Annotated in this window: 21 protein-coding genes; 19 read left to right on the top strand and 2 right to left on the bottom strand. The window is 52.2% G+C overall.

The window, feature by feature from the left end:
- The first annotated feature begins 52 nt into the window (after window positions 1–52).
- Window positions 53–457, top strand: a complete 405-nt coding sequence (locus WCS52_08165) for a hypothetical protein (GenBank protein MEI6167155.1) — start codon at window positions 53–55, stop codon at window positions 455–457.
- Between the two features lie 307 nt (window positions 458–764).
- Entirely contained in the window at window positions 765–3,374 is a 2,610-nt protein-coding gene (clpB, locus tag WCS52_08170; GenBank protein MEI6167156.1) for an ATP-dependent chaperone ClpB, read from the top strand.
- A gap of 73 nt (window positions 3,375–3,447) precedes the next feature.
- Here the strand turns inward: clpB and WCS52_08175 are convergent, their stop codons facing one another.
- Window positions 3,448–3,681, bottom strand: a complete 234-nt coding sequence (locus tag WCS52_08175) for a hypothetical protein (GenBank protein MEI6167157.1) — start codon at window positions 3,679–3,681, stop codon at window positions 3,448–3,450.
- A 574-nt stretch (window positions 3,682–4,255) separates the two neighbouring features.
- On the opposite strand from WCS52_08175, the gene WCS52_08180 reads away from it, so the two are divergent.
- The gene (locus WCS52_08180) at window positions 4,256–6,058 is read left to right on the top strand and encodes a phosphoenolpyruvate carboxykinase (GTP) (GenBank protein ID MEI6167158.1); all 1,803 of its coding nucleotides are present in this window, start codon (window positions 4,256–4,258) and stop codon (window positions 6,056–6,058) included.
- A 489-nt stretch (window positions 6,059–6,547) separates the two neighbouring features.
- Here the strand turns inward: WCS52_08180 and WCS52_08185 are convergent, their stop codons facing one another.
- On the bottom strand, window positions 6,548–7,417 hold the full coding sequence (locus tag WCS52_08185) for an FkbM family methyltransferase (GenBank protein ID MEI6167159.1): 870 nt from the start codon (window positions 7,415–7,417) through the stop codon (window positions 6,548–6,550).
- 421 nt (window positions 7,418–7,838) lie between these two features.
- On the opposite strand from WCS52_08185, the gene WCS52_08190 reads away from it, so the two are divergent.
- The 16 genes from WCS52_08190 to WCS52_08265 all read left to right on the top strand — a co-directional run bounded on the left by WCS52_08190 (window position 7,839) and on the right by WCS52_08265 (window position 24,357).
- A complete protein-coding gene (locus WCS52_08190) occupies window positions 7,839–9,836 on the top strand; it encodes a glycosyltransferase (protein ID MEI6167160.1) in 1,998 nt (665 codons plus the stop codon).
- Window positions 9,837–9,985: 149 nt separating this feature from the next.
- A complete protein-coding gene (gene rfbH / locus WCS52_08195; protein MEI6167161.1) occupies window positions 9,986–11,302 on the top strand; it encodes a lipopolysaccharide biosynthesis protein RfbH in 1,317 nt (438 codons plus the stop codon).
- A 65-nt stretch (window positions 11,303–11,367) separates the two neighbouring features.
- Entirely contained in the window at window positions 11,368–11,751 is a 384-nt protein-coding gene (locus tag WCS52_08200) for a four helix bundle protein (protein ID MEI6167162.1), read from the top strand.
- Window positions 11,752–11,910: 159 nt separating this feature from the next.
- Window positions 11,911–12,711, top strand: coding sequence for an FAD-dependent oxidoreductase (locus WCS52_08205; GenBank protein MEI6167163.1), 801 nt, complete (start codon window positions 11,911–11,913; stop codon window positions 12,709–12,711).
- Between the two features lie 31 nt (window positions 12,712–12,742).
- Complete coding sequence (gene rfbF / locus WCS52_08210; GenBank protein MEI6167164.1) at window positions 12,743–13,513, top strand: glucose-1-phosphate cytidylyltransferase; 771 nt, start codon at window positions 12,743–12,745, stop codon at window positions 13,511–13,513.
- A gap of 190 nt (window positions 13,514–13,703) precedes the next feature.
- Window positions 13,704–14,084 (top strand): four helix bundle protein, encoded by a 381-nt coding sequence (locus WCS52_08215; GenBank protein ID MEI6167165.1) that lies wholly within the window; start codon window positions 13,704–13,706, stop codon window positions 14,082–14,084.
- A 119-nt stretch (window positions 14,085–14,203) separates the two neighbouring features.
- A complete protein-coding gene (locus tag WCS52_08220; GenBank protein MEI6167166.1) occupies window positions 14,204–14,608 on the top strand; it encodes a retroviral-like aspartic protease family protein in 405 nt (134 codons plus the stop codon).
- A 224-nt stretch (window positions 14,609–14,832) separates the two neighbouring features.
- Window positions 14,833–15,150 (top strand): nucleotidyltransferase domain-containing protein, encoded by a 318-nt coding sequence (locus WCS52_08225; protein ID MEI6167167.1) that lies wholly within the window; start codon window positions 14,833–14,835, stop codon window positions 15,148–15,150.
- A gap of 46 nt (window positions 15,151–15,196) precedes the next feature.
- Window positions 15,197–15,559, top strand: coding sequence for a four helix bundle protein (locus WCS52_08230; protein ID MEI6167168.1), 363 nt, complete (start codon window positions 15,197–15,199; stop codon window positions 15,557–15,559).
- Window positions 15,560–15,594: 35 nt separating this feature from the next.
- The gene (rfbG, locus tag WCS52_08235; protein ID MEI6167169.1) at window positions 15,595–16,791 is read left to right on the top strand and encodes a CDP-glucose 4,6-dehydratase; all 1,197 of its coding nucleotides are present in this window, start codon (window positions 15,595–15,597) and stop codon (window positions 16,789–16,791) included.
- A 66-nt stretch (window positions 16,792–16,857) separates the two neighbouring features.
- Entirely contained in the window at window positions 16,858–17,637 is a 780-nt protein-coding gene (locus WCS52_08240) for a polyprenol monophosphomannose synthase (GenBank protein ID MEI6167170.1), read from the top strand.
- 144 nt (window positions 17,638–17,781) lie between these two features.
- The gene (locus WCS52_08245) at window positions 17,782–18,669 is read left to right on the top strand and encodes an NAD(P)-dependent oxidoreductase (GenBank protein MEI6167171.1); all 888 of its coding nucleotides are present in this window, start codon (window positions 17,782–17,784) and stop codon (window positions 18,667–18,669) included.
- On the top strand, window positions 18,666–19,697 hold the full coding sequence (locus WCS52_08250; GenBank protein MEI6167172.1) for a GDP-mannose 4,6-dehydratase: 1,032 nt from the start codon (window positions 18,666–18,668) through the stop codon (window positions 19,695–19,697). Before WCS52_08245 ends, WCS52_08250 begins: the two co-directional genes overlap by 4 nt.
- Window positions 19,681–20,391: a glycosyltransferase gene (locus WCS52_08255; GenBank protein MEI6167173.1), complete on the top strand. Its 711-nt coding sequence runs from the start codon at window positions 19,681–19,683 to the stop codon at window positions 20,389–20,391. The genes WCS52_08250 and WCS52_08255 overlap by 17 nt, the downstream gene beginning before the upstream one ends.
- 2 nt (window positions 20,392–20,393) lie before the next feature.
- Window positions 20,394–21,827, top strand: coding sequence for a glycosyltransferase family 87 protein (locus WCS52_08260; protein ID MEI6167174.1), 1,434 nt, complete (start codon window positions 20,394–20,396; stop codon window positions 21,825–21,827).
- Window positions 21,828–21,891: 64 nt separating this feature from the next.
- On the top strand, window positions 21,892–24,357 hold the full coding sequence (locus tag WCS52_08265; protein ID MEI6167175.1) for a hypothetical protein: 2,466 nt from the start codon (window positions 21,892–21,894) through the stop codon (window positions 24,355–24,357).
- Window position 24,358: the final 1 nt, after the last annotated feature.

Genomic DNA, 24,358 nt, shown 5'->3' on the forward strand with positions numbered 1-24,358 from the left:
AATTCTGTCAAAATTTCGGGACCGAACTCAGTTGATTTGATAGGATTTAGACATGAAAGACGAGATGAAGGAAATTGAAGAGGCTGATCTCGTGGAAATGTACTTCCTCGAGAAGGTGGCCGCTCGTTTGCCCGAAGATGAAGATGTGCTTCTGGCGCTGGGTGATATCTATACCCGGGCCGGCCGCTATGAAGATGGGTTGAGGATCGATCGGATCCTGGTCACCCTTCAGCCTGAAGAGGCCTCCATCTGGTACAATCTGGGTTGTAGTCTGGCCTTGCTGAACCAGCGCGAGGAATCGCTTTCGACCTTGCGGCGGGCGGTGGAACTCGGGTATCAGGATCATGACTGGATGAGTCGGGATCGTGACCTGCGGAATATCCGCGATGAAAAGGCCTTCAAGGCTCTTCTCAAAACGATTACCTCATCAAAATCCGACAAGTCGCTGGACGCCTGATAGCGGGCCATAATCCCCTCACCCTAACCCTCTCCCTCAAGGGGCGAGGGAATCGATCACAGATCAACTCTTCTTCTGCTTCCTCTCCCCTTGAGGGAGAGGATTGAGGTGAGGGGTGCTAGACATAATGGCGCTGCTTATCAGGTAAGTGCGTCATTATGTCTCTATTTGCAATTTATTCGTTACTGTATAAAGCGCGTATCTTATTATTGATAAACATGTTGTGTGAAATGATGTTTTTTTAAATAGTCTGGTACAGCTAGTGCTACTTATATAGGTCGATAACCCTAGCGAGAGGACATGACCTATGTTTGATTTGAGCAAATTGACGCAAAAGGCGCAGGAAGCGATGCAGGCGGCGCAGGAAAAGGCCGTGCGGTACAGCCACCAGGAGTTGGATGGAGAGCATCTGCTGTTAAGTCTCCTGGAGCAGGAGGACGGTCTGGCGCCGAAGTTAATGGAACGACTGGGGGTGCGCCCTGCCGAATTGCGGGCCCGGCTGGAAGAGGCGTTGGACCGGTTGCCTAAGGTCAAGGGGGCGGCGACGGAGGCCGGCAAGGTCTATGTGACCCAGCGGCTGAATCAATTGCTGGTCAAGGCGGGTGATGAGGCGAAGCGGTTGAAAGATGAGTTCATTTCGGTGGAGCATCTGTTGCTGGCCTTTTTGGAGGAGGGCAACAGGACGCCCTCCGGCAAAATCCTGGCGGAGCTGGGGGTGGACCGCGCCCGCTTCCTGGAGGCGCTGACCGCCGTACGTGGCAATCAGCGGGTGACCAGTACCACGCCGGAAGGGGCTTATGAAGCCTTGCAGAAATACGGGGTTGACCTGGTGGAGATGGCGCGGCAGGGTAAGTTGGATCCCGTCATCGGGCGGGACATGGAAATCCGCAGTGTCATCCGGATTCTTTCGCGGAAGACCAAAAATAATCCGGTCCTGATCGGCGAACCCGGTGTCGGTAAAACCGCCATTGTGGAGGGGTTGGCCCACCGGATTTTGAGGGGTGATGTGCCCGAGGGCCTTAAGAATCGCACGATCTTTGCCCTGGATATGACGGCGCTGATGGCGGGGGCAAAATATCGGGGCGAGTTCGAGGAGCGGCTCAAGGCCGTGCTGACGGAGATCAAGGCCGCGGAAGGCCGGATCATCCTGTTCATTGATGAGGTGCACACCATTGTGGGGGCAGGGAAAACAGAAGGATCGTCGGATGCCGGGAACATGCTCAAGCCCATGCTGGCGCGCGGGGAGTTACATTGCATCGGCGCCACCACGCTGGATGAATACCGGAAATACATCGAGAAAGATGCCGCGCTGGAGCGCCGCTTTCAGCCGGTACTGGTGGAGGCGCCCTCGGTGGAGGATACCCTTTCCATTCTGCGGGGCTTGAAAGAACGGTTTGAGGTGCATCACGGGGTCCAGATCAAGGATGCGGCGCTCGTGGCCTCCGCCGTCCTTTCGGATCGCTACATCAGCGACCGTTTTTTGCCAGACAAGGCGATTGACCTGATGGATGAGGCCTGCGCTTCCATCCGCACGGAGATTGATTCCATGCCGGCGGAGTTGGATGAGATCACCCGCAAGGTGATGCGGCTGGAAATCGAGGAAACCGCGCTCAGGAAGGAAAAAGATGAGGGCAGCAAGGAGCGCCTGAAAGGGCTGCGCAAGGAACTGGCTGATCTCAAGGCCGCGTCCGACACCATGCGGGCGCAGTGGACGAATGAGAAAAGCGCGATTGCCGGGGTTCAGTCCGTCCGTGAAGAGCTGGAAAAGGCGCGGCGTGAGAGCGAAGAGGCGGAACGCAAATATGACCTCGACCGGCTGGCCAAATTGCGGCATGGCGTGATTCCCGCCCTTGAAAAGAAACTGGCGGCGCTTCAGAAGACCGCGGCCGGGATCGAGGGGAACCGGTCCATGTTACGGGAAGAAGTCACCGAGGAGGAGATTGCCGAGGTAGTATCGCGGTGGTCAGGCGTGCCCCTGACGAAACTGTTGCAGGGCGACCGGGAAAAGTTGCTGAAGCTGGGCGACGTGTTGCATGAGAATGTCATCGGGCAGGATGAGGCGGTTCAGGTGGTGGCCGATGCGGTGCTAAGGGCGAGGGCGGGGATCAAGAATCCCAAGCGTCCGGTGGGGGCGTTCCTTTTCCTAGGTCCTACCGGCGTGGGGAAAACCGAACTGGCCAAAGTGCTGGCTACGGCCCTGTTTGACTCGGAGGACCATCTGATCCGGATCGACATGACGGAATACATGGAGAAGCATACCGTCTCACGGCTGATGGGGGCTCCTCCTGGCTATGTGGGGTATGAGGAAGGCGGACAGCTGACCGAGGCCGTGAGGCGCAAGCCCTATTCGGTGATTCTGCTGGATGAAATTGAGAAGGCGCATCACGACGTCTTTAATATATTGCTGCAGATTCTGGATGATGGCCGCCTGACGGACTCCCATGGGCGGACGGTGAACTTTAAAAACACGATTATCATCATGACCAGCAATATCGGGTCGCCTATTTTGCTGGAAGGGATCGGGGCGGACGGCCAGATCAAGGAGTCGGCCCGGCGCGAGGTAATGGAGGAGTTGCGGCAGAGTTTCCGCCCTGAATTCCTCAACCGGCTGGATGATGTCGTGCTATTCAAGCCGTTAACGTTGGAGGAGATCAGTCGGATTGTGGATCTCCAGATGGGTGAATTGCGGGCCCGGCTTGGGGAACAGCGGATGGAGCTCAAGGTGGCCGATGGCGCGAGGGAGTTACTGGCGCGAGAGGGGTATAGCCCGGTTTATGGGGCGCGTCCGTTGAAGCGGTTGATCCAGACGCTTGTGGAGACACCCATTGCCCGGTTGGTGGTAGGGGATCGCATCAAGGGGGGACAGGCGATCAAGTTAGGCGTCAAGAAGGGCGAGTTGGATATTCAGGTTGAATAAACGGGGTACGGGCAGGGTGGGTTCGGGGGCCAGGAAGGGATCCGGGAGGCATTCTGGCCTCCTTGGTTTCCGCCTATTGGCCCGATGAATCTCTTTTGAGCATGCAACAGGCTGAAGCGCAGATTCCGACCAGGAGAATGATGCCCCCGATGTTGAAGAGACCCATCAATACTGGGTGGGCGCCCCGGAAAGAGTCAACAATGCTAATGGACTGAGTGCCGCCGAAGGTTGGCGCCGCCTCCAAGGTCCGGATGGCGAGAAGTAGCAGGGTTGCAACAGACGCGCCTAAAATTTTCTTGGTCTTCATGGTTGCTACAATCCCCTTTTCTTTGAATTAAAACAATCGGGGGATTCCTGATTCTGCATCAGGGAATTGCTGATAGCATTCCGCTAATTCTTTACCACGGAGGCGCGGAGGGTTGAGGGAGAGTAAGACTGGGATGGGTAATAAAATGTTGCGGGAATTCCTGTTTCGGGGGACCGAATCAGGAATTCCCGCAACGCATTCCCTAGAGAAAACGGGGAGAAATATGGTTTTAAACCGTGCGAAGCTCAACCGGAGTGGTTCCGTATTCCTCCCGGAGAAGCGTTACGCGATTTTATAAAATGGTGTACCCCACCATTTTATAAAATCGCGTAACATTTTCTTCCTCTCCACGGATTTCTCTCTCCCTCAACCCTCCGAGTCTCCGTGGTAAATCCTCTTTTGGGCCCCTATGTTTTAGATGCGTCTGCTCGGCTAATTTGACTTGTCTTTCCATGGCAAGGTCACTAGACTGCGCGCCCAAATTCAGGGGCGGTGAGGGGATACTAGAAAGCGCCTTCACCCTGATCCTCTTTCATGGAGAGAGAGGCGTGAAACAGAAAACCAAGGAGCCGATATGTCTAAGATACCGACTGCGAACCAAAAGCTGATTAACTGGGTGAACGAAATGGCCTCGCTGACCAAGGCCGCCAATATCTATTGGTGCGACGGCTCGCAGGCTGAGTATGACCGGCTTTGCCAGGAAATGGTGAAGGCCGGGACCTTTACCCCGCTCAATCCGAAATTGCGGCCTGGCTGTTTCCTGGCCCGTTCCCATGCCAGCGATGTGGCCCGCGTGGAAGACCGTACCTATATCTGCTCCAAGTCCAAGGAGGACGCCGGTCCGACGAATAACTGGGCGGATCCCGCGGAGATGAAGAAACTGATGACGGGGTTGTATGCCGGCTGCATGCAGGGGCGAACCCTCTATGTGATCCCGTTCTCTATGGGCCCTCTGGATTCGCCGATTGCCAAAATCGGGATCGAGCTCTCGGATTCCCCCTATGTCGTGGTCAATATGCGCATCATGACCCGGATGGGGTCGGCCGTGTTGGATAAGTTGGGTGCGACGGGTAGTTTCATTGAGTGCATGCACTCGGTTGGCGCACCGTTGAAACCCGGTCAAAAGGATGATTTCTGGCCTTGTGAGCCGGATCCCGCCAAGAAATACATTGTGCACTTCCCTGAAGAGCAGTCGATCATGTCCTATGGGTCGGGCTACGGTGGCAATGCCTTGTTGGGGAAGAAGTGTCTGGCGCTCCGTATTGCCTCCTCGATTGCCCGCAAAGAGGGCTGGATGGCCGAGCATATGGTGATTCTGGCACTCACTTCGCCTGCCGGTAAGAAGTATTACATCAGCGCGGCCTTCCCGAGCGCCTGTGGCAAGACCAATCTGGCCATGATGCAGCCGAGCCTGCCGGGCTGGTCGGTCAAGTGTCTGGGTGACGATATCGCCTGGATTCGCGTGGGTGAGGATGGCCGCCTGTTTGCCATGAACCCGGAATCCGGTTTCTTCGGCGTGGCGCCGGGCACCTCGAATCAGTCGAATCCCAATGCGATGAAGACGATCCAGAAGAACACGATTTTCACCAATGTGGCGTTGACCCCGGAGGGTGACATCTGGTGGGAAGATATGGGCATCCCGGCGCCCGCCAAGGCGATTGACTGGGAAGGCAAGGAGTGGACCCCGGAGTGCGGTCGCAAGGCGGCGCATCCGAATGCCCGTTTCACCGCGCCTGCGGAGCAGTGCCCGGTGGTGGATGCCGACTGGCAGAATCCGGCCGGTGTGCCGATCTCGGCGTTCCTGTTCGGTGGACGTCGTCCCTCGACCATTCCTCTGGTCAATGAGGCTTTCACCTGGGAGCACGGCGTGTTCATGGGTTCCTCCACGGGCTCGGAGACCACGGCGGCGGCGCTCGGCAAGGCGGGTGTGTTGCGGCGTGACCCGTTCGCCATGCTGCCCTTCTGCGGTTATAATATGGGTGACTATTTCGCCCACTGGCTGGACATGGCCAAGAAGACCCAGCGCGAGAAACTGCCCAAGGTGTTCTTTGTCAACTGGTTCCGTAAGAGTCCTGAAGGCAAGTGGTTGTGGCCGGGTTATGGTGACAACAGCCGCGTGCTCAAGTGGATCTGCGAGCGTATTGACGGGACGGGCAAGGCGGTCAAGACCCCGATCGGGTATCTGCCGACGGAAGATGGACTTGATGTCTCCGGGCTGAAGATCACGCCTGAAGAGATCAAACAGTTGCTGGCCGTGGACCCCGAGGGCTGGAAGAACGAGATTGCCGACATCAATACGAATTACGACAAATTCGGCACCCATCTTCCTGCGGCCCTGAAGCAGGAGCTGGCAGGCCTGAAGCAGCGCCTGGGCTGAGGCTGGGGAGAAGAGAAGATTTACCACGGAGACGCGGAGGGGTAGGAGCGAGAGAAATCCGTGGAGAGGAAGAAAATGTTACGCGATTTTATAAAATGGCGGGTACACCATTTTGTAAAATCGCGTAACGCTTCTCCGGGAGGAAGACGGAGACCCATGCCCCCGTTGCGCTTCGCACAGTTTAAACCCTTATTTCTTCCCGTTTTCTCCAGGGAAGGTGTTGCGGGAATTCCTGATTCGGTACTCCGAAACTGGAATCCCCGCAACATTTTCTTACCCCCTCCCAGTCTTACTCTCCCTCAACCCTCCGAGTCTCCGTGGTAAAATCCCTGAATTTCCTATGGCTGGAGGTTCACAAGAAGCCTTTCACGGGAAATCGTTCGCCGAGGACGTCGAACGCCACCTTGAGCGGATGCGACTGCTTTGAGTATTCAAATATTCTGGATTCTGGCTCCTGAATTCTGGATACCTGAATCTTCCTACACTCTGTCAGCCGTATTTCCACCAGCTGTTATACGAGGTCTTCTTGGCTAAAAAGGACCAGCCGGTGGATTCCAGATACGTTGTAATTTCGGGTTGGATGAAGTCTTCGATCATGGCATAGACCGGGATGCCTGCTTTTAAGAAGGCCTGAGCCCCTTTTAACACAGCTTCTTCCATGCCCTCCACGTCGATTTTCATGATCACGGCGCCGAATGGCTGAATGAGGTCGTTGATGAAAATATGATCGAGCTGTTTTTGCACGGCCTGCATTTCAAAAGATTCCGCACACTGGGGATCCACGAGTGAGCTGGAGCCCGGCGCTTTGGCGTTCAGGCGGATGACTACATGGTCATTATCGCTGTCACCGAGGGCCACCTGATGAACCACCACGCGGTCGGAAAGGGCATTCAAAGCAAGATTGTCCTTGATGAATTTGCAACTGGCTTCCAGCGGCTCAAAGCAGTGGATAGCGACCTGATCCCGGGTGAAACGGTTTCCTACCACGACGGAATAGACGCCAATATCCCCACCTACATCGAGAAAGAGCACTTTTTTATGATCCTGGCTGAGGGTTTGAATGAGGGCCATTAGATGGTTCTGGTCGCGGCGTTCAAAGGCGGGCGAAAGGTGGGCGGCATCGGAGGTATGGAGTCGTACGCGGAAGGTGCCAAAGCGTGTTTTCAGGAGGTCATTCGGACCGTGCCAGGGTTCGCTCGATTCGTATCGGACGAATTTGGCCGCCGTATAACGCATTTCATAAAACCAGAAGCTCAACCGGGAATTCCGCATTTCAAGGGGAAGGATCAGTTTATAGAAGAAATAGGAGAAGTAGAAGAGGAGTTTATCCACGAGGGTATAGGAGAATGGCCGAGACATAAATCAACCTGCTTTCTGGAGAGATAATGGAAAACGCATGTTTTTTAGATACTAAAGCAGGGAGTGATAAGTCAATGAAGAACCCCCAGAGAAGATTACCACGGAGGCGCGGAGGGGGAGGAGAGAGAGGAAGAAAATGTTACGCGATTTTATAAAATGGCGGGTACACCATTTTGTAAAATCGCGTAACGCTTCTCTGGGAGGAAGACGGAGCCACTCCGGTTGGGTTTAAAACCTTCTTCCTTCCGTTTTCTCCAGGAAACCGTTGCGGCATTTTATGGGGCGGGTACTCCCGGCGCATAAAATGCCGCAACATTTTCTTTTTGCCGGTTATTCTCTCCCTTAACCCTCCGAGTCTCCGTGGTAAATCTTCTCTTTTTCGGGTTGTTTACCCTGCCTCTATTCTGTCATCATACCGCCCATGCGGCTTTCGATAGTTATTCCCGCCCATAATGAGGAGCGTCGGATAGGATCCATGCTGGAGGCCTATTTGCCCTTCTTTACCTCCCGCTATCATCAGGATGTGGAATTTCTGGTCGTTGTGAATGGCTCCACGGACAAGACCGATGAAGTGGTCGCGGGGTATGCGGTCCGGTTTCCATGCGTCCGGGTGATGGTTGAGCCGGGACGGATTGGCAAGGGCGGGGCCGTGATGCTGGGATTCCGCCAGGCGCAGGGTGATTTTATCGGGTTTGTTGATGCGGATGGCGCCACGCCACCGGAGGCCTTTCAGGCCCTGATGGATAATATTGGCGGGGCCGGCGGCATCATTGCCTCCCGCTGGGCTAAAGGGTCGCAGGTCAGTCCCCGACAACCCCTGGACCGGCGTGTGGCCTCGCGCATTTTCAATATGATGACCCGCACACTCTTCGGCCTGCGGCTGACCGATACCCAATGCGGGGCTAAATTGATGCGGCGCGAGGCCATTCATGCGATCTTGCCCCATCTGGGCATTACGCAATGGGCTTTTGATGTCGATTTGCTATTCCAGCTCCGGCGGGGTGGCTTCAAGATCAAGGAGATTCCCACCACCTGGCATGATGTGGAAGGGTCCAAGGTTCAGGTAGGGAGTGCCTCGCAGGAGATGATGCTGGCGCTGGTCCGCCTGCGCTTGATCTATTCGCCCTTCAGATGGGTGGTCGATTTCTACGATCAGGTGTTGGGTCCGTGGATTCATCCGGTGGGTGTCGTTCGCGACCATTTGCTCACGCATAGCCTGGTTATTTTTGTTGGCGCCCAGTTCGGGAATATCTGCAACCTTTCCTTTCAGGTGGTCATGGCACGGATGTTGGGGAACGCGGAATATGGCGTGTTGTCCGCCATTCTCGGCGCGCTCATGATGTTCGGAGTGCCCCTTGGCGCCCTGGGCGCCGGGGTCACCCATTTTACGGCGATATTTATTTCCCGGGATGAGCGGGAGAAAATCAAGTCCATGATGGCGGCCTTGGCGCGGGATTTGTTGATTCCTCTGATGCTCCTGGTCATGGTCGCCCTATTGGCGAGGCAGGAGTTGATGGCGGCCTTTAAGATTGATTCTCCCGTACCGATCTATCTGGCGATTGGTGCCGCTGTGGTGGGGCTATTGGGGGCCATTCCCGGTGGTGTATTGATGGGGATGCAGGCCTTTAAGTGGGGTGCCCTGATAGGCAATGGGGCGGCCGTGTTGAGGTTGATCGCGGGGTTTTCCCTGGCGCTTCTTGGGTTGGGGGCAGTGGGAGGATTGACCGCCCATGCGTTGGGGATTGTGGTGTCTGTGCTACTTTCCCTCGTGATATGTGGCGTTTTACTGGGACGGGGCAGAGTCTCTCTGGAGCGGCCGGCGGGGATTTATGCTTACATAGGCGGCTACATGGCGGCATTTGCAGCCTATGGGGTCTTGTCCGGCGCTGACTTGCTTCTGGTTAAGTATTATTTTTCGCCGGAAGAGGCGGGTATTTTTTCGAAAGCGGCTATGGTGGCGAGAATGGTCTTTTTCCTGCCGGGTCCGGTTTGCTCTGCGATGTTCCCCAAGGTGACTTCAGCCGGGGAATCATCTGGAGCGACCCGACGCACCCTCTACAAGGCCATGGTGGTGACGGGCCTGATTGCAGCATCCATGGGATTGGTTTTCATGGTTTTCCCGGGAGTGATACTCAAGGTGTTGGTGAAAGAGGCGCAACCCGGACAGATCGAAATTCTTAGGGGGATGGTGCTGGCGCTAACCCCGTTGACCCTGGTCATGGTGTTGCTGAGCTTCGAACTGGCCCAACGGCGGTTTAGACTCATGATTCCACTGTTTATATGTGCGGTAGGCTATCTCCTGGGGGTGATGCGGTGGCATGAAACGCCTTTGCAGGTGGTGGCGGTGCTCGGGGTGGCCGGAGTGAGCGCGCTGTTGGGGTGTCTGTTGTTTGCGGGGGGACGCAAGGCGGAAAAATAAAGAGGTTGTGTATTGTTTTTTCCCTCGCCCCTTGGGGGAGAGGGCAAGGGTGAGGGGTATTGTCCGGGATATGAATACCCTCACCCCAACCCTCTCCCCTAAAGGGAGAGGGGGTTATGCGAAAGTCTAAATTTGTGGAAAGAATGACCATGGCAAACGCAAACGAATTACGGGCAGAGATCCTTAAATTAGTAGAATCCTATCATGCCGAGAAGTTTCAAAAAAAAGCGGCCTTCACGCCGGGGCAGGATCTGGTTCACTATGCCGGACGTGTGTTTGATAGTGACGAGATGTGCCGCCTGGTTGACTCCAGTCTCGATTTCTTTCTTACGGCCGGCCGGTATTCTGAAGAGTTCGAGGCAAATTTCGCAGAGAAACTCGGTGTATCCAATGCCTTGCTGGTCAACTCGGGGTCCTCGGCCAATTTAATTGCCCTGACTACCCTGACCTCTCCCAAGCTGGGGGATCGGCGGCTCAAACCGGGCGATGAGGTGATTACGGTCGCGGCCGGGTTTCCCACGACGCTGGCGCCGATCCTTCAGAATCAACTTATTCCGGTCTTTATTGACGTTAATCTGGGTGATTATACGGCGATCCCGGAGCGGATTGAGCAGGCGATCGGGCCCAAGACCCGCGCCATCATGATGGCCCATACCTTGGGAATCCCCTTTGATCTCGATGTCGTGCTGGCACTGGCGAAAAAACATGACCTCTGGGTGATCGAGGATAACTGTGATGCGCTGGGCTCCCTCTACCGGGGACAGTGGACGGGTTCATTTGGTCATATCGCCTCCCACTCCTTTTATCCGGCGCATCACATCACGATGGGCGAAGGCGGCTGTGTGGTGACGAATGATGATGAGCTGGCGCGCATCGCCTGTTCGTTCCGGGACTGGGGCCGCGACTGCTACTGTTCAGGGGGCGAGAACAACACCTGCGGAAAGCGGTTCAGTCAGCAATTCGGCTCATTGCCATCCGGATATGATCACAAATATGTGTACAGTCATATCGGGTACAATTTGAAGGTCACTGATATGCAGGCGGCCATTGGCTGTGCCCAGCTCGGGAAGCTGGATGATTTTGTGGCCCGCCGGAAGGCCAACTTTGTCACGTTGTCGACCTTGCTGAAACGATATGAAGATCGGTTACTGCTTCCCAAGGCAACTCCGAACTCGGATCCCTCCTGGTTTGCTTTCCCAATTACCGTGCGGCCTGAGGCGGGATTCACTCGCAATGAGTTGACGCAACATCTTGAAAGCAAGAAGATCGAAACGCGTAACCTGTTTAGCGGGAATTTGCTGCGGCATCCGGCGTTTGACGGCATCCCCTGTCGGATCGTGGGCGACTTGAAGAATACCGACTTGATCACAACCAATACCTTTTTTGTTGGCATCTATCCGGGGCTGACTGACGTGCACTTGACCTATATGGCGGCGATGTTTGAAGAGTTTATGGGCAGCCGATGAGGACAGAAGGCAGATGACGGAGGACGGAGGACAGAAAACAGAAGGCAGATGACGGAGGGCAGAACATGAGCGAAAAAATAAGCAGTTTTAGAGATCTAAAGGTTTATCAGCAGTCTTTTGCCATGCAGCAAGCCGTTTTTTCTATCTCAAGAGGTTTTCCGGCCGAAGAGCGCTATTCCCTGACAGATCAGGTTCGTCGTTCGTCGCGTTCAATCGGGGCCAACATAGCTGAATCCTGGCAAAAAAGGCGCTATCAAGCTCATTTTGTAAGTAAATTGACTGATGCCGACGGAGAATTAGCGGAGACAGAACATTGGCTCCAAACGGCTTTGGTGTGCGGCTACATTAGCTCTGAAAAACATGCAGAGCTAATCGCTCAATGTTTATCAATCGGCGCAATGCTTGGAAAAATAATGGCAATCCCCGAAACTTTCTGTAAGCGATATTAACATCATGAACAAGGCCTGTTATTTATTAAGCCTCGCAGCCCTCCGCCATCTGCCCTCTCTTTTCTTCTCCCTGCTGTCGTCCGTCCTCCGTCCTCTGTCCTCTGCATTCCCCTCCCTACTGTCATCAGTCATCCATCATCTGTCCTCTGAATTATGAGTATGGCCCGCAAAATCCGATGTTTGGTGGACCGGGTTACTGATCACGGGGATCGTGTCTATACGCTTGTGCTCAAGCCTGAACGCCCTGTGCCGACCTTCCGTCCCGGACAATTTCTGCATCTGGCTTTGGACGACTACGACCCCTCCGGGTTCTGGCCCGAATCCAGGGTTTTCTCTATAGCTTCATCTCCCCAAGAACGTGATCGGCTTGTGGTGTGCTATTCGGTCAAGGGGGCCTATACGATCCGCATGGAGCGTGAGTGTGTGCCAGGGAAACAGGTCTGGGTTAAAATGCCCTACGGTGATTTTGTGGTGGATGGGACGCGGGATGTGGTGCTGATTGCCGGGGGGACTGGGATTACCGCGTTTCAGGCGTTTATTAATGGGCTCAAGCCGGATCATTCACAACGAGTGCGTTTATTGTACGGGGCCCGACGGCGCGAATTACTTTTGGCTCTGGAGCTCATTGAGCAAAAGCGGCGGGAGACGGTATCCTTACAGGCTAATTATTTCTCCGAGACGGCGACCGAAGGGACTGGGCCTGAGATTTTGCTTGGAAGGGTGAGATTGGACGTGGTGAACCATTGTATTGACGCGGCGCCGACAGAGCGGCGCCCTCCATCGAATTTCAAAATGGAGGGCGCCGCTCTGTCGGCGCCGGGGGTGATCGACGGTTGCTGTTTCGATGTCTCGACAGTATATTACTTGGCTGGTCCGCCGGTGATGATCGCCGCATTACGTGAGGAATTGGTGCAACGCGGGGTGTCGGTAGATAATATCAGGATTGACGCGTGGGAGTGAGGAAGATGAAAGACGTGCAAGGGAGAAGGACATGAAAGCAGTAATTCTTTGCGGAGGGTTGGGGACGCGGTTGTCGGAGGAGACGACGCTGAAGCCGAAGCCAATGATTGAAATTGGTGGAATCCCGGTATTGTGGCACATCATGAAAATTTATGCCGCACACGGCATCAAGGAATTTGTGCTGGCCCTGGGGTATAAAGGCGAAGTGATCAAGGATTTCTTCGTCAATTATCGCTATCACTCCCGCAGCCTGACGGTGGAAATGCACCGCGGTCATATAGAGGTGCACCAGGGGGATACTGATGATGATTGGACTGTTCACCTGTTGGATACGGGGCTTCAGACTCAAACCGGTGGCCGTCTTAAGCAGGCGGCAAAATTCATTGGGAATGAGCCCTTTCTGGCGACCTATGGGGATGGGGTGACGAACCTGGATATCGGGAAAGTCATTGAGATGCACCGCAAGAGTGGGAAATTGGCTACGTTGACCGCAGTACGCCCGCCTGCCCGATTCGGCAGCATGGTTTTTGATGGGGATTTAGTCACCCGCTTTGAGGAGAAGCCGCAGGTGGGGGAAGGGTGGATCAATGGCGGGTTTTTTGTGTTGGAGCCCAAGGTCCTGGACTATATCGAGGGCGATGCCACCTTGTGGGAGCGTGACCCCATGGAGCGATTGGCCAGTGAAGGGCAGTTGAATGCCTATCGCCATGACGGCTTCTGGCAATGCATGGATACTCTGAGGGATGTACGTCTGCTTGAGTCTTTGTGGCAGGAGGGGAATGCGCCCTGGAAGAGCTGGTAGCGAGTAAGGCGAGGCCCGAGATCCGTAGTCCGAGTTCCGAAGTCCGCGGTCCGAGATCCGAGGTCCGTAGTCCGGAATCCGAGGTCCGAAGGTCTTGTTTCTCGGACCTCGGATTCCGGACTACGGACCTCCGACCTCGGACTACGGCTCTCGGACTACGGGCTTTGGATACATAAAGAAAGGTGCTGGAATGGAAATACGATCAGCCAAGGATTTGGATGTTTATAAAGTTAGTTATGAATTGGCGATGGATATTTTCAGGGTGAGCAAGACCTTTCCTGCGGAAGAGAAGTATTCGCTGACAGACCAGATTCGTCGATCTTCCCGTTCGGTGTGTGCTTGCCTGCGGGAGGCATGGGCAAAACGGCGGTATGAGGCTAATTTTGTCAGTAAGCTGACAGATTGCGATGCCGAAAACAGCGAAACTGACACTTGGCTTGATTTTGCCAAGGACAGCGGTTATCTATCGCTTGCAGATCACAAATCGCTTGTTGAGAAATGTACAAGGGTTGGTCAGATGTTAGGCAGAGTGATGCAGGCGAAAGAGAAGTTTAAACTGAGAGACGAGTAGCCCGTAGTCCGATACCCGAGATCCGAGGTCCGTAATCCGTTGTCTGAAAGATCGAATTGACGGATTATTGATCTCGGACTACGGACCTCGGATCTCGGGTATCGGATTACGGATCATCAATGAATGACAATGCAGGGATCAAGGGGGAGATGATTATGGGAACATTTCATATAAGGTGCAAAATTGAGAACCACGTTCATCGAGATCAATCAGTGATTGTGCCGAAGATGTTAGTGGATACAGGCAGTGAATACACATGGATACCCTCTGTTAAATTAGAGAAAATTGGCGTGGTGCGAGAGAAAAAAGATATCCAATTTGTCATGGCCAACGGCCAACTCATCACTCGAAATGTGGGTTTTGCCGTTTTGCGCGTTGGCGCTGCGTTCACAATTGACGAAGTAGTTTTTGCGGAACCTGGAGACCTGATACTTCTCGGTGCCCGAACCCTTGAAGGCTTGAATTTCATGGTTGATTCCTCAAAGAAAAGGCTGGTTGCGTCCGGCCCCCTGCCGGTGGCGTGAGAGGTAAGACGTAAGGCGTGAGACGTGAGGTGTGAGATGTAAGGGGCGATATGCGCCGCGACAGGAAAAGGTGGCAGCCGCCGTCCCTGGCGGCTGCGAATGCGACGCTGGACAGCAGGAAAACGAATGCGTTCGCCGGGGACGTCGAACGCCACCTTGATTTGAATCGAATTTTGCCTGACCGTCTTATTGACGGCGCCATAGCATGAAGGTAACCTATCGACATGAGTGATCGGGCTTCAGAAGTGTTAAATGACATACGTGGGGTGTTGGTAAGCTCCGCCGATCTGTTGCGCGGTCATCGCGTGGTGTTGTTTGGCTCACGTGCCGCCGGGACTGCAAAAGATCGCTCTGATTTTGACATTGGGGTCGACGGCGATACTCCGCTTGGGCTTTCCGCCTTTTATGCCATTGCGGATAAGTTAGAGTCGATTCGAACATTATACCGAATTGATTGGGTTGATCTCGGGCGGACTTCTGACATGTTTCGCTCTGAAGCCTTGAAAAACAGCAGGACTCTCTACCCTTTTGGTGAGACGTAAAGGGTGAGATGTGAGGCGTGAAACGTAAGATGCAGGGATTGACGAGATGCAGAGAGGGCATAAATCGTTAGATGTTTGGAAAGAGTCGGTAGAGTTGTCTGTCTGTATTTACCGCCTCACCGCATGTTTCCCGAAGACAGAAGACTATGGATTGACGAGTCAGATGCGTCGCGCGGCTGTTTCAGTGCCATCGAATATTGCGGAAGGCGCCGGGCGGGGTGCCACGAAAGAATTCATTCAGTTCCTCAAGATTGCCAATGGATCCCTGTCTGAGCTGGATACCCAGCTTGAGATTGCCATGAAATTAGGCTACATTACCAACATGGAGAGGGATAAAATGGAACTCATTATGGAATCAGTAGCAGCCAAATTAGCTGGTCTAATGCGAAACCTGCGGTCCCGTCTTTAAATCTTACACTTAACATCTTACACCTCACATCTCACATGAATCTAAACGGCTTCTACAAAGATAAGAGAGTGCTCATAACAGGCCATACCGGCTTCAAAGGCTCTTGGCTGACTGAATGGCTTCTCATGATGGGGGCCAAGGTGACTGGGTTTGCGCTGCCTCCGTCTACCGAGCCTGCGTTATTTGACCAATTGGGATTGGCCGGTCGCTGCGATCACCGGATTGGGGACATTAGAGACCGCGCATTGGTCCGCAAGGTCATTCATGAGGTGCGGCCTGATTTAATATTCCACCTGGCGGCCCAACCATTGGTGCGACTCTCTTATGCGCAACCGGTCGAGACTTATGAAACCAATGTGATGGGGACGGCGCATGTGTTGGATGCGTTGCGGGATGCCGATTGGCCCTGTGCGGCAGTCATGATTACGACTGACAAGGTATATGAGAACAAGGAGTGGCTCCATGCGTATCGCGAGAGCGATCCGCTTGGTGGGTATGATCCCTACAGTTCAAGTAAGGCCTGCGCTGAACTGGTGATCCAGTCATATCGGCAATCTTTTTTCAACCCTTCAAAAATTCAGGAGATATTTGAACAGAAGCTCGCAAAGAGCGCGAAGGGGTTAGTGGCAGTTGCGTCGGCTCGAGCCGGAAATGTCATTGGAGGCGGGGACTGGGCGCTGGATCGCATCGTGCCCGACTGCATGCGGGCTTTGGCAAAAGGCGAAGTCATTTCCGTGCGAAACCCCCATGCCACCCGCCCTTGGCAGCACGTCCTTGAACCCCTAAGCGGGTATTTGTTACTGGGCATGAAGCTCCACGACGCCCTCACCTCTTGTATTTTACATCTCACATCTCACGTCGCATTTCTTCCTCCTTCCGGCTCACCCCTCACGTCTCACATCTCACAACTCACGTCTTACTCTTCCGCCTTCAACTTCGGTCCCTCACTTGCCTCAAACCGGTCCGTTGGTGAACTGGTAGGGGAAGTGGTGAAACTCTGGCCGGGCCGGTGGGAGGATCGGTCGGAGCCGGGGGCTCTCCATGAAGCGGGCATGCTCAATCTGTCGGCGGATAAGGCGTTCCATCTGTTGCAATGGGAGAGTCGCTGGAATTTTAAACAGACAATTGATGCAACTGTTTTATGGTATATGACAATTCATAAAAAAGGTGAAATTGCCGCACGCGCCATGATGGACATGCAGATTCGTAAATATTCATGTATAGAAGAGTGATGGGCGCGAAAGTGCCTTCCATTGGGGTAGTTCTTGAGCAAGTGGCGTGGAAAAAATGGAGCATGGATGGTGAATAAAACGCTTATTTTTACAGCGACCTATAACGAAAGTGAAAATATCGTCCCGTTGTGCACATATATCCTTGGTTTGGATCCAGGGTATGACATGCTGGTGGTGGATGATAATTCACCTGATGGTACAGGACGCTTGCTGGATGAATTAGTTGCCAAAAATCCCCGCCTTAAAGTCATTCATAGATCCGGGAAAATGGGACTAGGGAGTGCTCATGAGTATGCTATGAAGTATGCTGTGCAGTTGGACTATGAAGCGCTTGTCACGATGGATGCGGATTTTTCTCATAATCCGGAAGACATTCCTCGTTTATTACAAGCCATTGAAAATGTTGATTTTGTGACTGGGTCGAGGTACATGGATGGCGGAACTTGTAATTACTCCGGATATCGGCGTGTAGTGAGTATCTGTGCAAATTGGTGGGCTAGGCGTCTGTTGGGCATTCCCCTGCATGAGATGACGACATCATTCAGGGTGTTCCGGGTGGATTTTCTGCGCTGCGTAGATTACGGGGCAATCAAGTCTAATGGATACAGTTTTTTTATGGAAATTGTCTTCCGTCTTTCCCGTATGGGGGCCCGGATGAGTGAAGTTCCGATCAATTTTTCAGATCGCAGAGCGGGAGCTTCAAAAATTCCACCATTCGAAATCTTTAATGGGCTCCGCCATCTGCTCTACCTGACCTGTCTGCGATTGTTCTGGAGAAAGGAACCGGTGGATATCAAAGCTCTTGTTGTCCCCTTGATGATCGCGCTGGCAACATGCGCTCCATGAATCTGTCGAAAGGCGTTTCGAATCGTCATGAAAAAATAAGATAAGGCCTATGGCGGAAACTTATGCAGGGGTTTGTCATGCGCTTAATAAGGGCCTCCTCATTGAGGAAATACTGGTAATTTCGAATGATTGTAGGGTTGGTGTATGAAACACATATTGATGACAGGCCTTACGGGCTATCTGGGGAGTAGGCTTGCCCGCCGCTTCGTGATGGATCCGACGATCAAGTTATCGGCGCTAAAACGAAGTTTTTCGGATATCCATCCTATAGCTGATATTGTGGATCGCATCACCTGTTACGATGTGGATCGCGTCCCGCCAAGAACGGCTTTTGAAAATGATCATGTGAATTTGGTAATCCACTGCGCCACCAATTATGGACGGCACCATGAATCGAGATCGAGTATTGTTGATGCCAATCTGGTTCTCCCGTTGACACTACTCGAGGCGTCTGTTGAGCATGGCGTAAAAGCTTTTATTAACACGGACACCATGCTGGATAAAGGGATTTCAGATTATTCACTGTCAAAAAAACAGTTTAATGACTGGCTGCAAGTTTATGGGACTGAGCTGTTAGCTGTAAATGTGGCATTGGAACATTTTTTTGGCCCCGGCGATGATCCGTCCAAGTTTGTGTCCTGTGTGGTCCGTGAGTTGATTAAGGGAGTCGATCGCATTCCACTCACGCCTGGCGAACAGTGTCGTGATTTTGTGTTTATTGATGATGTGGTGTCAGCTTTTGAACATGTAGTGAACTATGTTAATAACCGGGACCCGTTGGCCAAGGGGTATGAAGCCTTTGAGGTGGGGCGCGGTGTGTCAGTATCGGTAAAAGATTTCTTACTACTGATGCGTGATATCTCGGGAAATAACAAGACGAAATTAGACTTTGGGGCGTTACCTTACCGCCCTAATGAGGTTATGTCTGTGAAAGCCGATATTTCAAAGGTGAGTGCCTTGGGGTGGTCGCCAAAGGTGGCCTTGCCTGATGCTCTTCAGCGAACAATTGACGAAGATCGGAAGTTGATATGACAGCGTACTTGATAACCGGAGGGTGTGGTTTTTTGGGGTCTAACATTGCGGCTCGGTTGATCAGGTCTGGTGGCAAAGTGGTTATTTTCGATAATCTCTATAGGCATGGCTCCGCTCAGAACTTGGACTGGTTGCGCTCATTGGGAACGTTTGACTTTGTGCATGGCGATATACGTTCCGCAAATGATGTTGAAGGTGTCGTTTTGGCTCAGAAGCCGGATGTTGTCTTTCACTTGGCGGGACAAGTTGCGATGACAACCTCGCTCCAGAATCCCCGCTTGGATTTTGAGATTAATGCAGGGGGCACGCTGAATGTACTTGAGGCGGTTCGGCGTCATGTGCCAAGCACCACCGTGATCTATTCCTCAACCAATAAGGTCTATGGTGACTTGGAGTCTTTAGCCTGTTCTGAAACAGATGTCAGGTATAATCTGGATGCTTTTCCCGAAGGGATTCCTGAATCCATGCCATTGGATTTTCATTCACCGTACGGTTGTTCGAAGGGGGCTGCTGACCAGTACATGTTGGACTATCACCGGATGTTTAATTTGAATACGGTTGTATTCAGGCACTCCTCTATGTATGGGGGCCGGCAATTCTCTACATTTGACCAGGGCTGGATTGGCTGGTTTTGTTCCCAGGCGTTGAAACAGAAAAAGGGGGACCTTCAACCCTTTACAGTTTCGGGGAACGGCAAGCAGGTACGGGATGTCCTGCATGCCGATGATATGGTTAATTTGTATCTCAAGGCGGCGGAACGGATTGGTCAATGCAAAGGGCAGGCCTTTAATATTGGTGGGGGTGCTGCAAACAGTCTATCGATCCTGGAGCTTCTGAGTTTTCTGAACGATGAGCTGAAAATTGCGCTGAATCTTCAGCATATTCCTGTACGGGAAAGTGATCAAAGAATGTTTATTGCGGATCTTCGCAAAGTAACATCATGTTTGGATTGGCGTCCTGAAGTTGATTGGAAGACGGGGATTAGGCGGATGGTAACTTGGCTGGAGGATCATGACAAATCAGGTTGAACTAAGTGTTATTCTTCCGGCATATCGAGAAGCGGAGAATTTGCGATTGCTGTTACCAAGGCTTACGAGCGTCTTGAACGGGATGAGCATCCGCTATGAGATTTTGATAGTAGATACAGACCCATCCAAAGATGAGACGCCAGATGTGTGCAAGGCGTGGCCAGTACGGCTCATCTCGCGAGTGGGTGGGGAGCACTACGGCGATGCGATTCGCACGGGTATAGCCCAGTCCACTGGCGAATATATCCTGTTTATGGATGCGGACGGGTCGCATGCCCCGGAGTTTATCCCCAATTTGTGGGTATATGCTAAAGATAATGATGTCGTGGTGGCTAGCCGTTATGTTGGTGGTGGGGATACGGAAAATCCCTGGTCTCTCATTCTAATGAGCCGAATATTAAACATGGTTTACGCCATAACCCTCGGGCTTGATTGTCGCGATGTATCAAACAGTTTCAAACTATATCGCGGAGAATTGATTAAACCATTGACGCTGCGGTGTCGGCATTTTGATATCGTTGAGGAATTAATGGTGATGGCTCGCGTTCACGCGGGTCGCCTTCGCATCAAAGAGGTGCCTTTTCTGTTCAAAAAGCGGATGTTTGGGCAGACGAAGAGAAATGTTCCATTATTTATCTTATCGTTTTACATAACCTTGATAAAACTGCTATTCAGAAGGCTTTTCGGAAGGTGATCATGAAACCTGCGGGAGATATGTTAGGTAAGATTAGGGGGCCGATGTCGACAATTTATAATAGGGCTATGCTGGGGCTGGTTATTCTTTGTGTCGGCATGTGTGCCGTTGTGGTGTGGAGTAATATCAATGCTCGAGTGATCCCCGACAAGGATGCTCCTAAATTCTATCTCGGACCAACATTTCCGATGGGGATTGTTGCGGGGCATGATTTTTGGATTACCTATAGCTATTCCAGGATTCTGACTCAAGGGTACAATGCCAATCGACTGCCTGAAAATGTATCACAAACGCTAAAGAATTATTTCATCGGTCCAAGGGGTGTGACGGCTTACCCTCCATTTGTCTTTGCACTCTATGCTCCATACACATTGTTACCCTACCCGTCAGCGTACAGTATTCATGCTGGGGTACTATTTCTGGCGAATCTTCTGGCCGTGTGGCTTGCGTGCAGAATGTTTGCGCGCGGCATCCTGCGCCATTTGGGTGGTGAGGGTGTGACAGGGATGGCGGGGAATGGGATGGTCGAGTTTTTGATGGTTGCTGTATTTGGCCTGGTATCCCTTGTGAATGTTGCCAGCTATGGGTATCTTTTTAGCGTGGAAAGAGGGAATTCTGATGCGATCGCCATCTGTTTGGTGACTCTGTTTTTGTATGTATTGATCAATAAACCTGACTGGATATGGACGCAGGTAATCCTCTTATCGATGGCCATACATCTAAAGGTGACGCCAGTTCTGTTTTGTAGCATTTTGCTGTGGCGATATGGGTGGAAATGCATAGTGCAGCTGTGCCTTACAAATGTTTTCTTTTTAATGATAATGGGATTGGGAAATGCGGAAATATTTATACGGGGAATATTGCAGTTCAATGCTAACCCCGGCGGGTGGTGGGGGGATCATTCCTCGTATTCGTTCGCGGACACAGTATTGCGCCCCTTGGGGTATTCATTGTCACTATCCAAGACTGTAATATCATGGGGTGCCCTGGTTTTATGGGCAACGGCATTTATCGTGCTGTGGCGGCGTGGATTAACTGGAGTGAATGTACTCTTGGTATATTGTGTTTCGGTTCCAGTTATGATGGTTTTTCCGAGTTCAAGTAATGATTATAAGCTGGTTATGCTTGCTGGGCCGATAGCTGTCATTCTGGGGGGCTTCTTGTGCAACTTCGTTCTGTTTGCCCGTTGGGGTGCGGTTGCTGGGGCGATTCTGACGATGAGCCTGTTGCTGCCGATAATGACTAGCGGGGGGCTGTTCCACTCGTTGCTTTTCGTTAACAAATGCCCGTCAATTATAGCTTTCATGTTAATTGTGATGTGGGCCGTTGTGCGCCCGCAAGGTGTATTTGACTCGAGTGTGGTGCGGAGTGTGGCCATCCAGTCAGCCGAGATTCCTGAGACGAATCGTTCAAGCAGGAAAAAGAACAGGCGTTGACGCATATTCCGTAATTCATGATTGGTTGTGAATTCTGCATTATTCTGCACGGGGAAAGATCAATATGTATAAGTCCGGAAAATTGAAAAGTTCGCTTATTGTCTGTGCAGTTTTTATTTCGTTAGTTGGTATCTTTTACGCTCCACTTCTGACAGGAAGCGGTTTTCTCTGGGAAGATTTGCTATTTTACTCCTATCCGAGTGCCAACTATCTTGCGGCTGCCTTTCATGAGTGGCGTTTCCCTTTGTGGATTTCTGGCATGCAGAATGGTGTGCCGTTTTACACGAATCTCAATTTAACGGCATTTTATCCTCCGTTGTGGGTGCTGGCGATAGTTTCGCCGGGCGGGCAGGTCACAGTCCTTCAATATCAGTTTTACCTGGTAATCCATTATGTGGTGGCGGGTATCTTCATCTGGCTGTTACTGAGGGAACATCGCATTCATCCGGTTGCGTCCCTCACAGGGATGGTGGTGTTTGTGTTTTCAGGGTTCTTTTCCCTTCATGTCATCCATGCCAATGTGATTACCGCATTCCTCTGGTTGCCCTTGCAATGTTTGTTTGCGAAACGCATTGTGGACTGCCCGTGCCGTTGGGGGAATTACGCAGGTTTTATCGTAGCTACTTTAATTTCATTCTTCGCAGGCTTTCCGCAAGTGATAATGTATGACAGTTACTTTGTTCTGGCGTACTGGGTATTTATCTATATCCAGAAAGAGATAGCTGTACCGGGATGGCGCATGGGGCGGTTATCTCCTGGTATCATCAGGCAATTTTTGTTGGCGGCGCTTCTCTTTCTCCTCGCGGCGATGCTGGGGGCTGCCCAGTTTGTCCCCGTCGCAGAGAATTGGTCATTAAGTTACAGGCAGGAGCTTGGCTTCGATGTCATCGCCGATATGTCCATGCCGTGGAGTCGCCTGATACTTGGGGTGGTCCCTGACTTCTTCGGAGCGAGCAATGGCGATGGTTCCGGGGTTCCGTTCTGGGGTTTCAATCGGGATACGATAGAGTTTGGGAAATGGAACGCCGGGTACTGGATGTATTGGGATTTTGGGTTTTATGCCGGTCAGATCGCGCTCATAGCGATGGCGGTGGCACTGTTTAATTTCCGCAAGTTCTTCCGTGAAAAACGTGAATTCTTGTTTTTTATGACAGCAATCCCTGTTGTTTTACTGTTGATGACAGGGCGATACGGAAAACTTTATGATTTATTTTATTATATAGCTCCCGGATTCTCGATGTTCCGATCTCCGCCGAGGGTAGGGTGTCTGTTCGAGTTATGTGCTGCGGTCCTTGCTGCGGGGCTGATGGACATGCTGCTCAAGGGAAAAGAAGAGTTAAACCTGAAGAGACCCTGTTTTATGTTAGGCGCGGGGTATTGTGCATTATTTCTTTGGGTTTTAATTTTAGGATCAACGGTTTTTCCTGAACTGAAAGATGAGCGGTTGATGAAGCATGCATTGGGGCAGACGAGCCAGTGTTTTGCGTTCTTTTTAGGAGCCGCTTTGCTGCTAATGTGGCTGCGCACAAGGACGAAAATCAGGAAGCAAACAGATTTAAATACATGGTTTTCGTCATCCAACTGGAAAGTGTTGTTACTATCAGCGGGCGTGGCATTATTGGCGTTTTCTGATCTGTATCTGGCGTTTCATCGAGTGCAGAGCGGAAAAACTGATCCAGCTGATTATTACGCCGATAAAAACGGACTGATCTCCCAGATGCAAAAGCTCCGTCAGCAACAGGGGCCATTCAGGTTTGCCCAGTTAAGAGATGGGAAAATTAATGAAGAAGTAGTGTTTCCGAGAAATATGGGCTACATGCATCCCGGCTATGAAGCATTGGAGGGCTATATCCTGTTCAATCTTAAGGGGTTTACCGTTTTTCACACCATAACCAACCAGCGGGCGCTTTTGGATATTCAAAACGTTGGGGTGATAGCCAATTCCGATTCCCGGACACGGCAGGTAAGTCTGTCCCAGTACACCAACTCGTTGCCACGTGCTAAATTCTATCATGATATCCGTGCCTATAGTGATGCCAAGGCGCTGTGTACGGACCTTGATTCGGGGCGACTGGATTATCGTTCCACGCTGGGCATACTTGAGGACGAGTGCGCGAAGTACAGGATCTCAACATCCACGCCGCCTCTTCAGGCCAGTGCCCAAATCCATTTCACTCCGGTGAGTTCCGATGAGTACCGGATTTCGTATCAAACGACCGCTCCCGGCGTAATATTCGTTTCTGAAAGTTACTACCCTGGTTGGCAGGCTGATGGGGGCCGTTACCCGGTTATTCACGCCTTTGGCCCATTCAAAGGGATCGTGATCCGGGAAGCCGGAAGCGGCGTCATTACGGTCAAGTTCTCCCCGCGAACTCTTTGGCTCGGCTTGACGATATCTGGAGTAACTCTTGGGTTGCTTCTTGCCACGCTGGTTGTATTCGTGCGCCGGGCTCGGAGATGTGGGACCAGCAATCGGGACAGCCAGATCAATGTCGATGTTGTCGTGAAAAACAGACATAGCGCTGAATAGT

It is taken from the genome of bacterium (assembly GCA_037128595.1).
Classification (GTDB): Bacteria; Verrucomicrobiota; Kiritimatiellia; order CAIKKV01; family CAITUY01; genus JAABPW01.

What these genes read in the sequence shown, in the direction of transcription:
- WCS52_08190 (MEI6167160.1), top strand. Translation starts at nt 7,839, where the DNA reads ATGCGGCTTTCGATAGTTATTCCCGCCCATAATGAGGAGCGTCGGATA.
- WCS52_08175 (MEI6167157.1), bottom strand. Translation starts at nt 3,681, where the DNA reads ATGAAGACCAAGAAAATTTTAGGCGCGTCTGTTGCAACCCTGCTACTT.
- WCS52_08225 (MEI6167167.1), top strand. Translation starts at nt 14,833, where the DNA reads ATGAGTGATCGGGCTTCAGAAGTGTTAAATGACATACGTGGGGTGTTG.
- WCS52_08265 (MEI6167175.1), top strand. Translation starts at nt 21,892, where the DNA reads ATGTATAAGTCCGGAAAATTGAAAAGTTCGCTTATTGTCTGTGCAGTT.
- rfbF (MEI6167164.1), top strand. Translation starts at nt 12,743, where the DNA reads ATGAAAGCAGTAATTCTTTGCGGAGGGTTGGGGACGCGGTTGTCGGAG.
- WCS52_08165 (MEI6167155.1), top strand. Translation starts at nt 53, where the DNA reads ATGAAAGACGAGATGAAGGAAATTGAAGAGGCTGATCTCGTGGAAATG.
- clpB (MEI6167156.1), top strand. Translation starts at nt 765, where the DNA reads ATGTTTGATTTGAGCAAATTGACGCAAAAGGCGCAGGAAGCGATGCAG.
- WCS52_08230 (MEI6167168.1), top strand. Translation starts at nt 15,197, where the DNA reads ATGCAGAGAGGGCATAAATCGTTAGATGTTTGGAAAGAGTCGGTAGAG.
- WCS52_08255 (MEI6167173.1), top strand. Translation starts at nt 19,681, where the DNA reads ATGACAAATCAGGTTGAACTAAGTGTTATTCTTCCGGCATATCGAGAA.
- WCS52_08250 (MEI6167172.1), top strand. Translation starts at nt 18,666, where the DNA reads ATGACAGCGTACTTGATAACCGGAGGGTGTGGTTTTTTGGGGTCTAAC.
- WCS52_08215 (MEI6167165.1), top strand. Translation starts at nt 13,704, where the DNA reads ATGGAAATACGATCAGCCAAGGATTTGGATGTTTATAAAGTTAGTTAT.
- WCS52_08260 (MEI6167174.1), top strand. Translation starts at nt 20,394, where the DNA reads ATGAAACCTGCGGGAGATATGTTAGGTAAGATTAGGGGGCCGATGTCG.
- WCS52_08180 (MEI6167158.1), top strand. Translation starts at nt 4,256, where the DNA reads ATGTCTAAGATACCGACTGCGAACCAAAAGCTGATTAACTGGGTGAAC.
- WCS52_08240 (MEI6167170.1), top strand. Translation starts at nt 16,858, where the DNA reads ATGGTGAATAAAACGCTTATTTTTACAGCGACCTATAACGAAAGTGAA.
- WCS52_08220 (MEI6167166.1), top strand. Translation starts at nt 14,204, where the DNA reads ATGAATGACAATGCAGGGATCAAGGGGGAGATGATTATGGGAACATTT.
- WCS52_08245 (MEI6167171.1), top strand. Translation starts at nt 17,782, where the DNA reads ATGAAACACATATTGATGACAGGCCTTACGGGCTATCTGGGGAGTAGG.
- rfbH (MEI6167161.1), top strand. Translation starts at nt 9,986, where the DNA reads ATGGCAAACGCAAACGAATTACGGGCAGAGATCCTTAAATTAGTAGAA.
- rfbG (MEI6167169.1), top strand. Translation starts at nt 15,595, where the DNA reads ATGAATCTAAACGGCTTCTACAAAGATAAGAGAGTGCTCATAACAGGC.
- WCS52_08185 (MEI6167159.1), bottom strand. Translation starts at nt 7,417, where the DNA reads ATGTCTCGGCCATTCTCCTATACCCTCGTGGATAAACTCCTCTTCTAC.
- WCS52_08205 (MEI6167163.1), top strand. Translation starts at nt 11,911, where the DNA reads ATGGCCCGCAAAATCCGATGTTTGGTGGACCGGGTTACTGATCACGGG.
- WCS52_08200 (MEI6167162.1), top strand. Translation starts at nt 11,368, where the DNA reads ATGAGCGAAAAAATAAGCAGTTTTAGAGATCTAAAGGTTTATCAGCAG.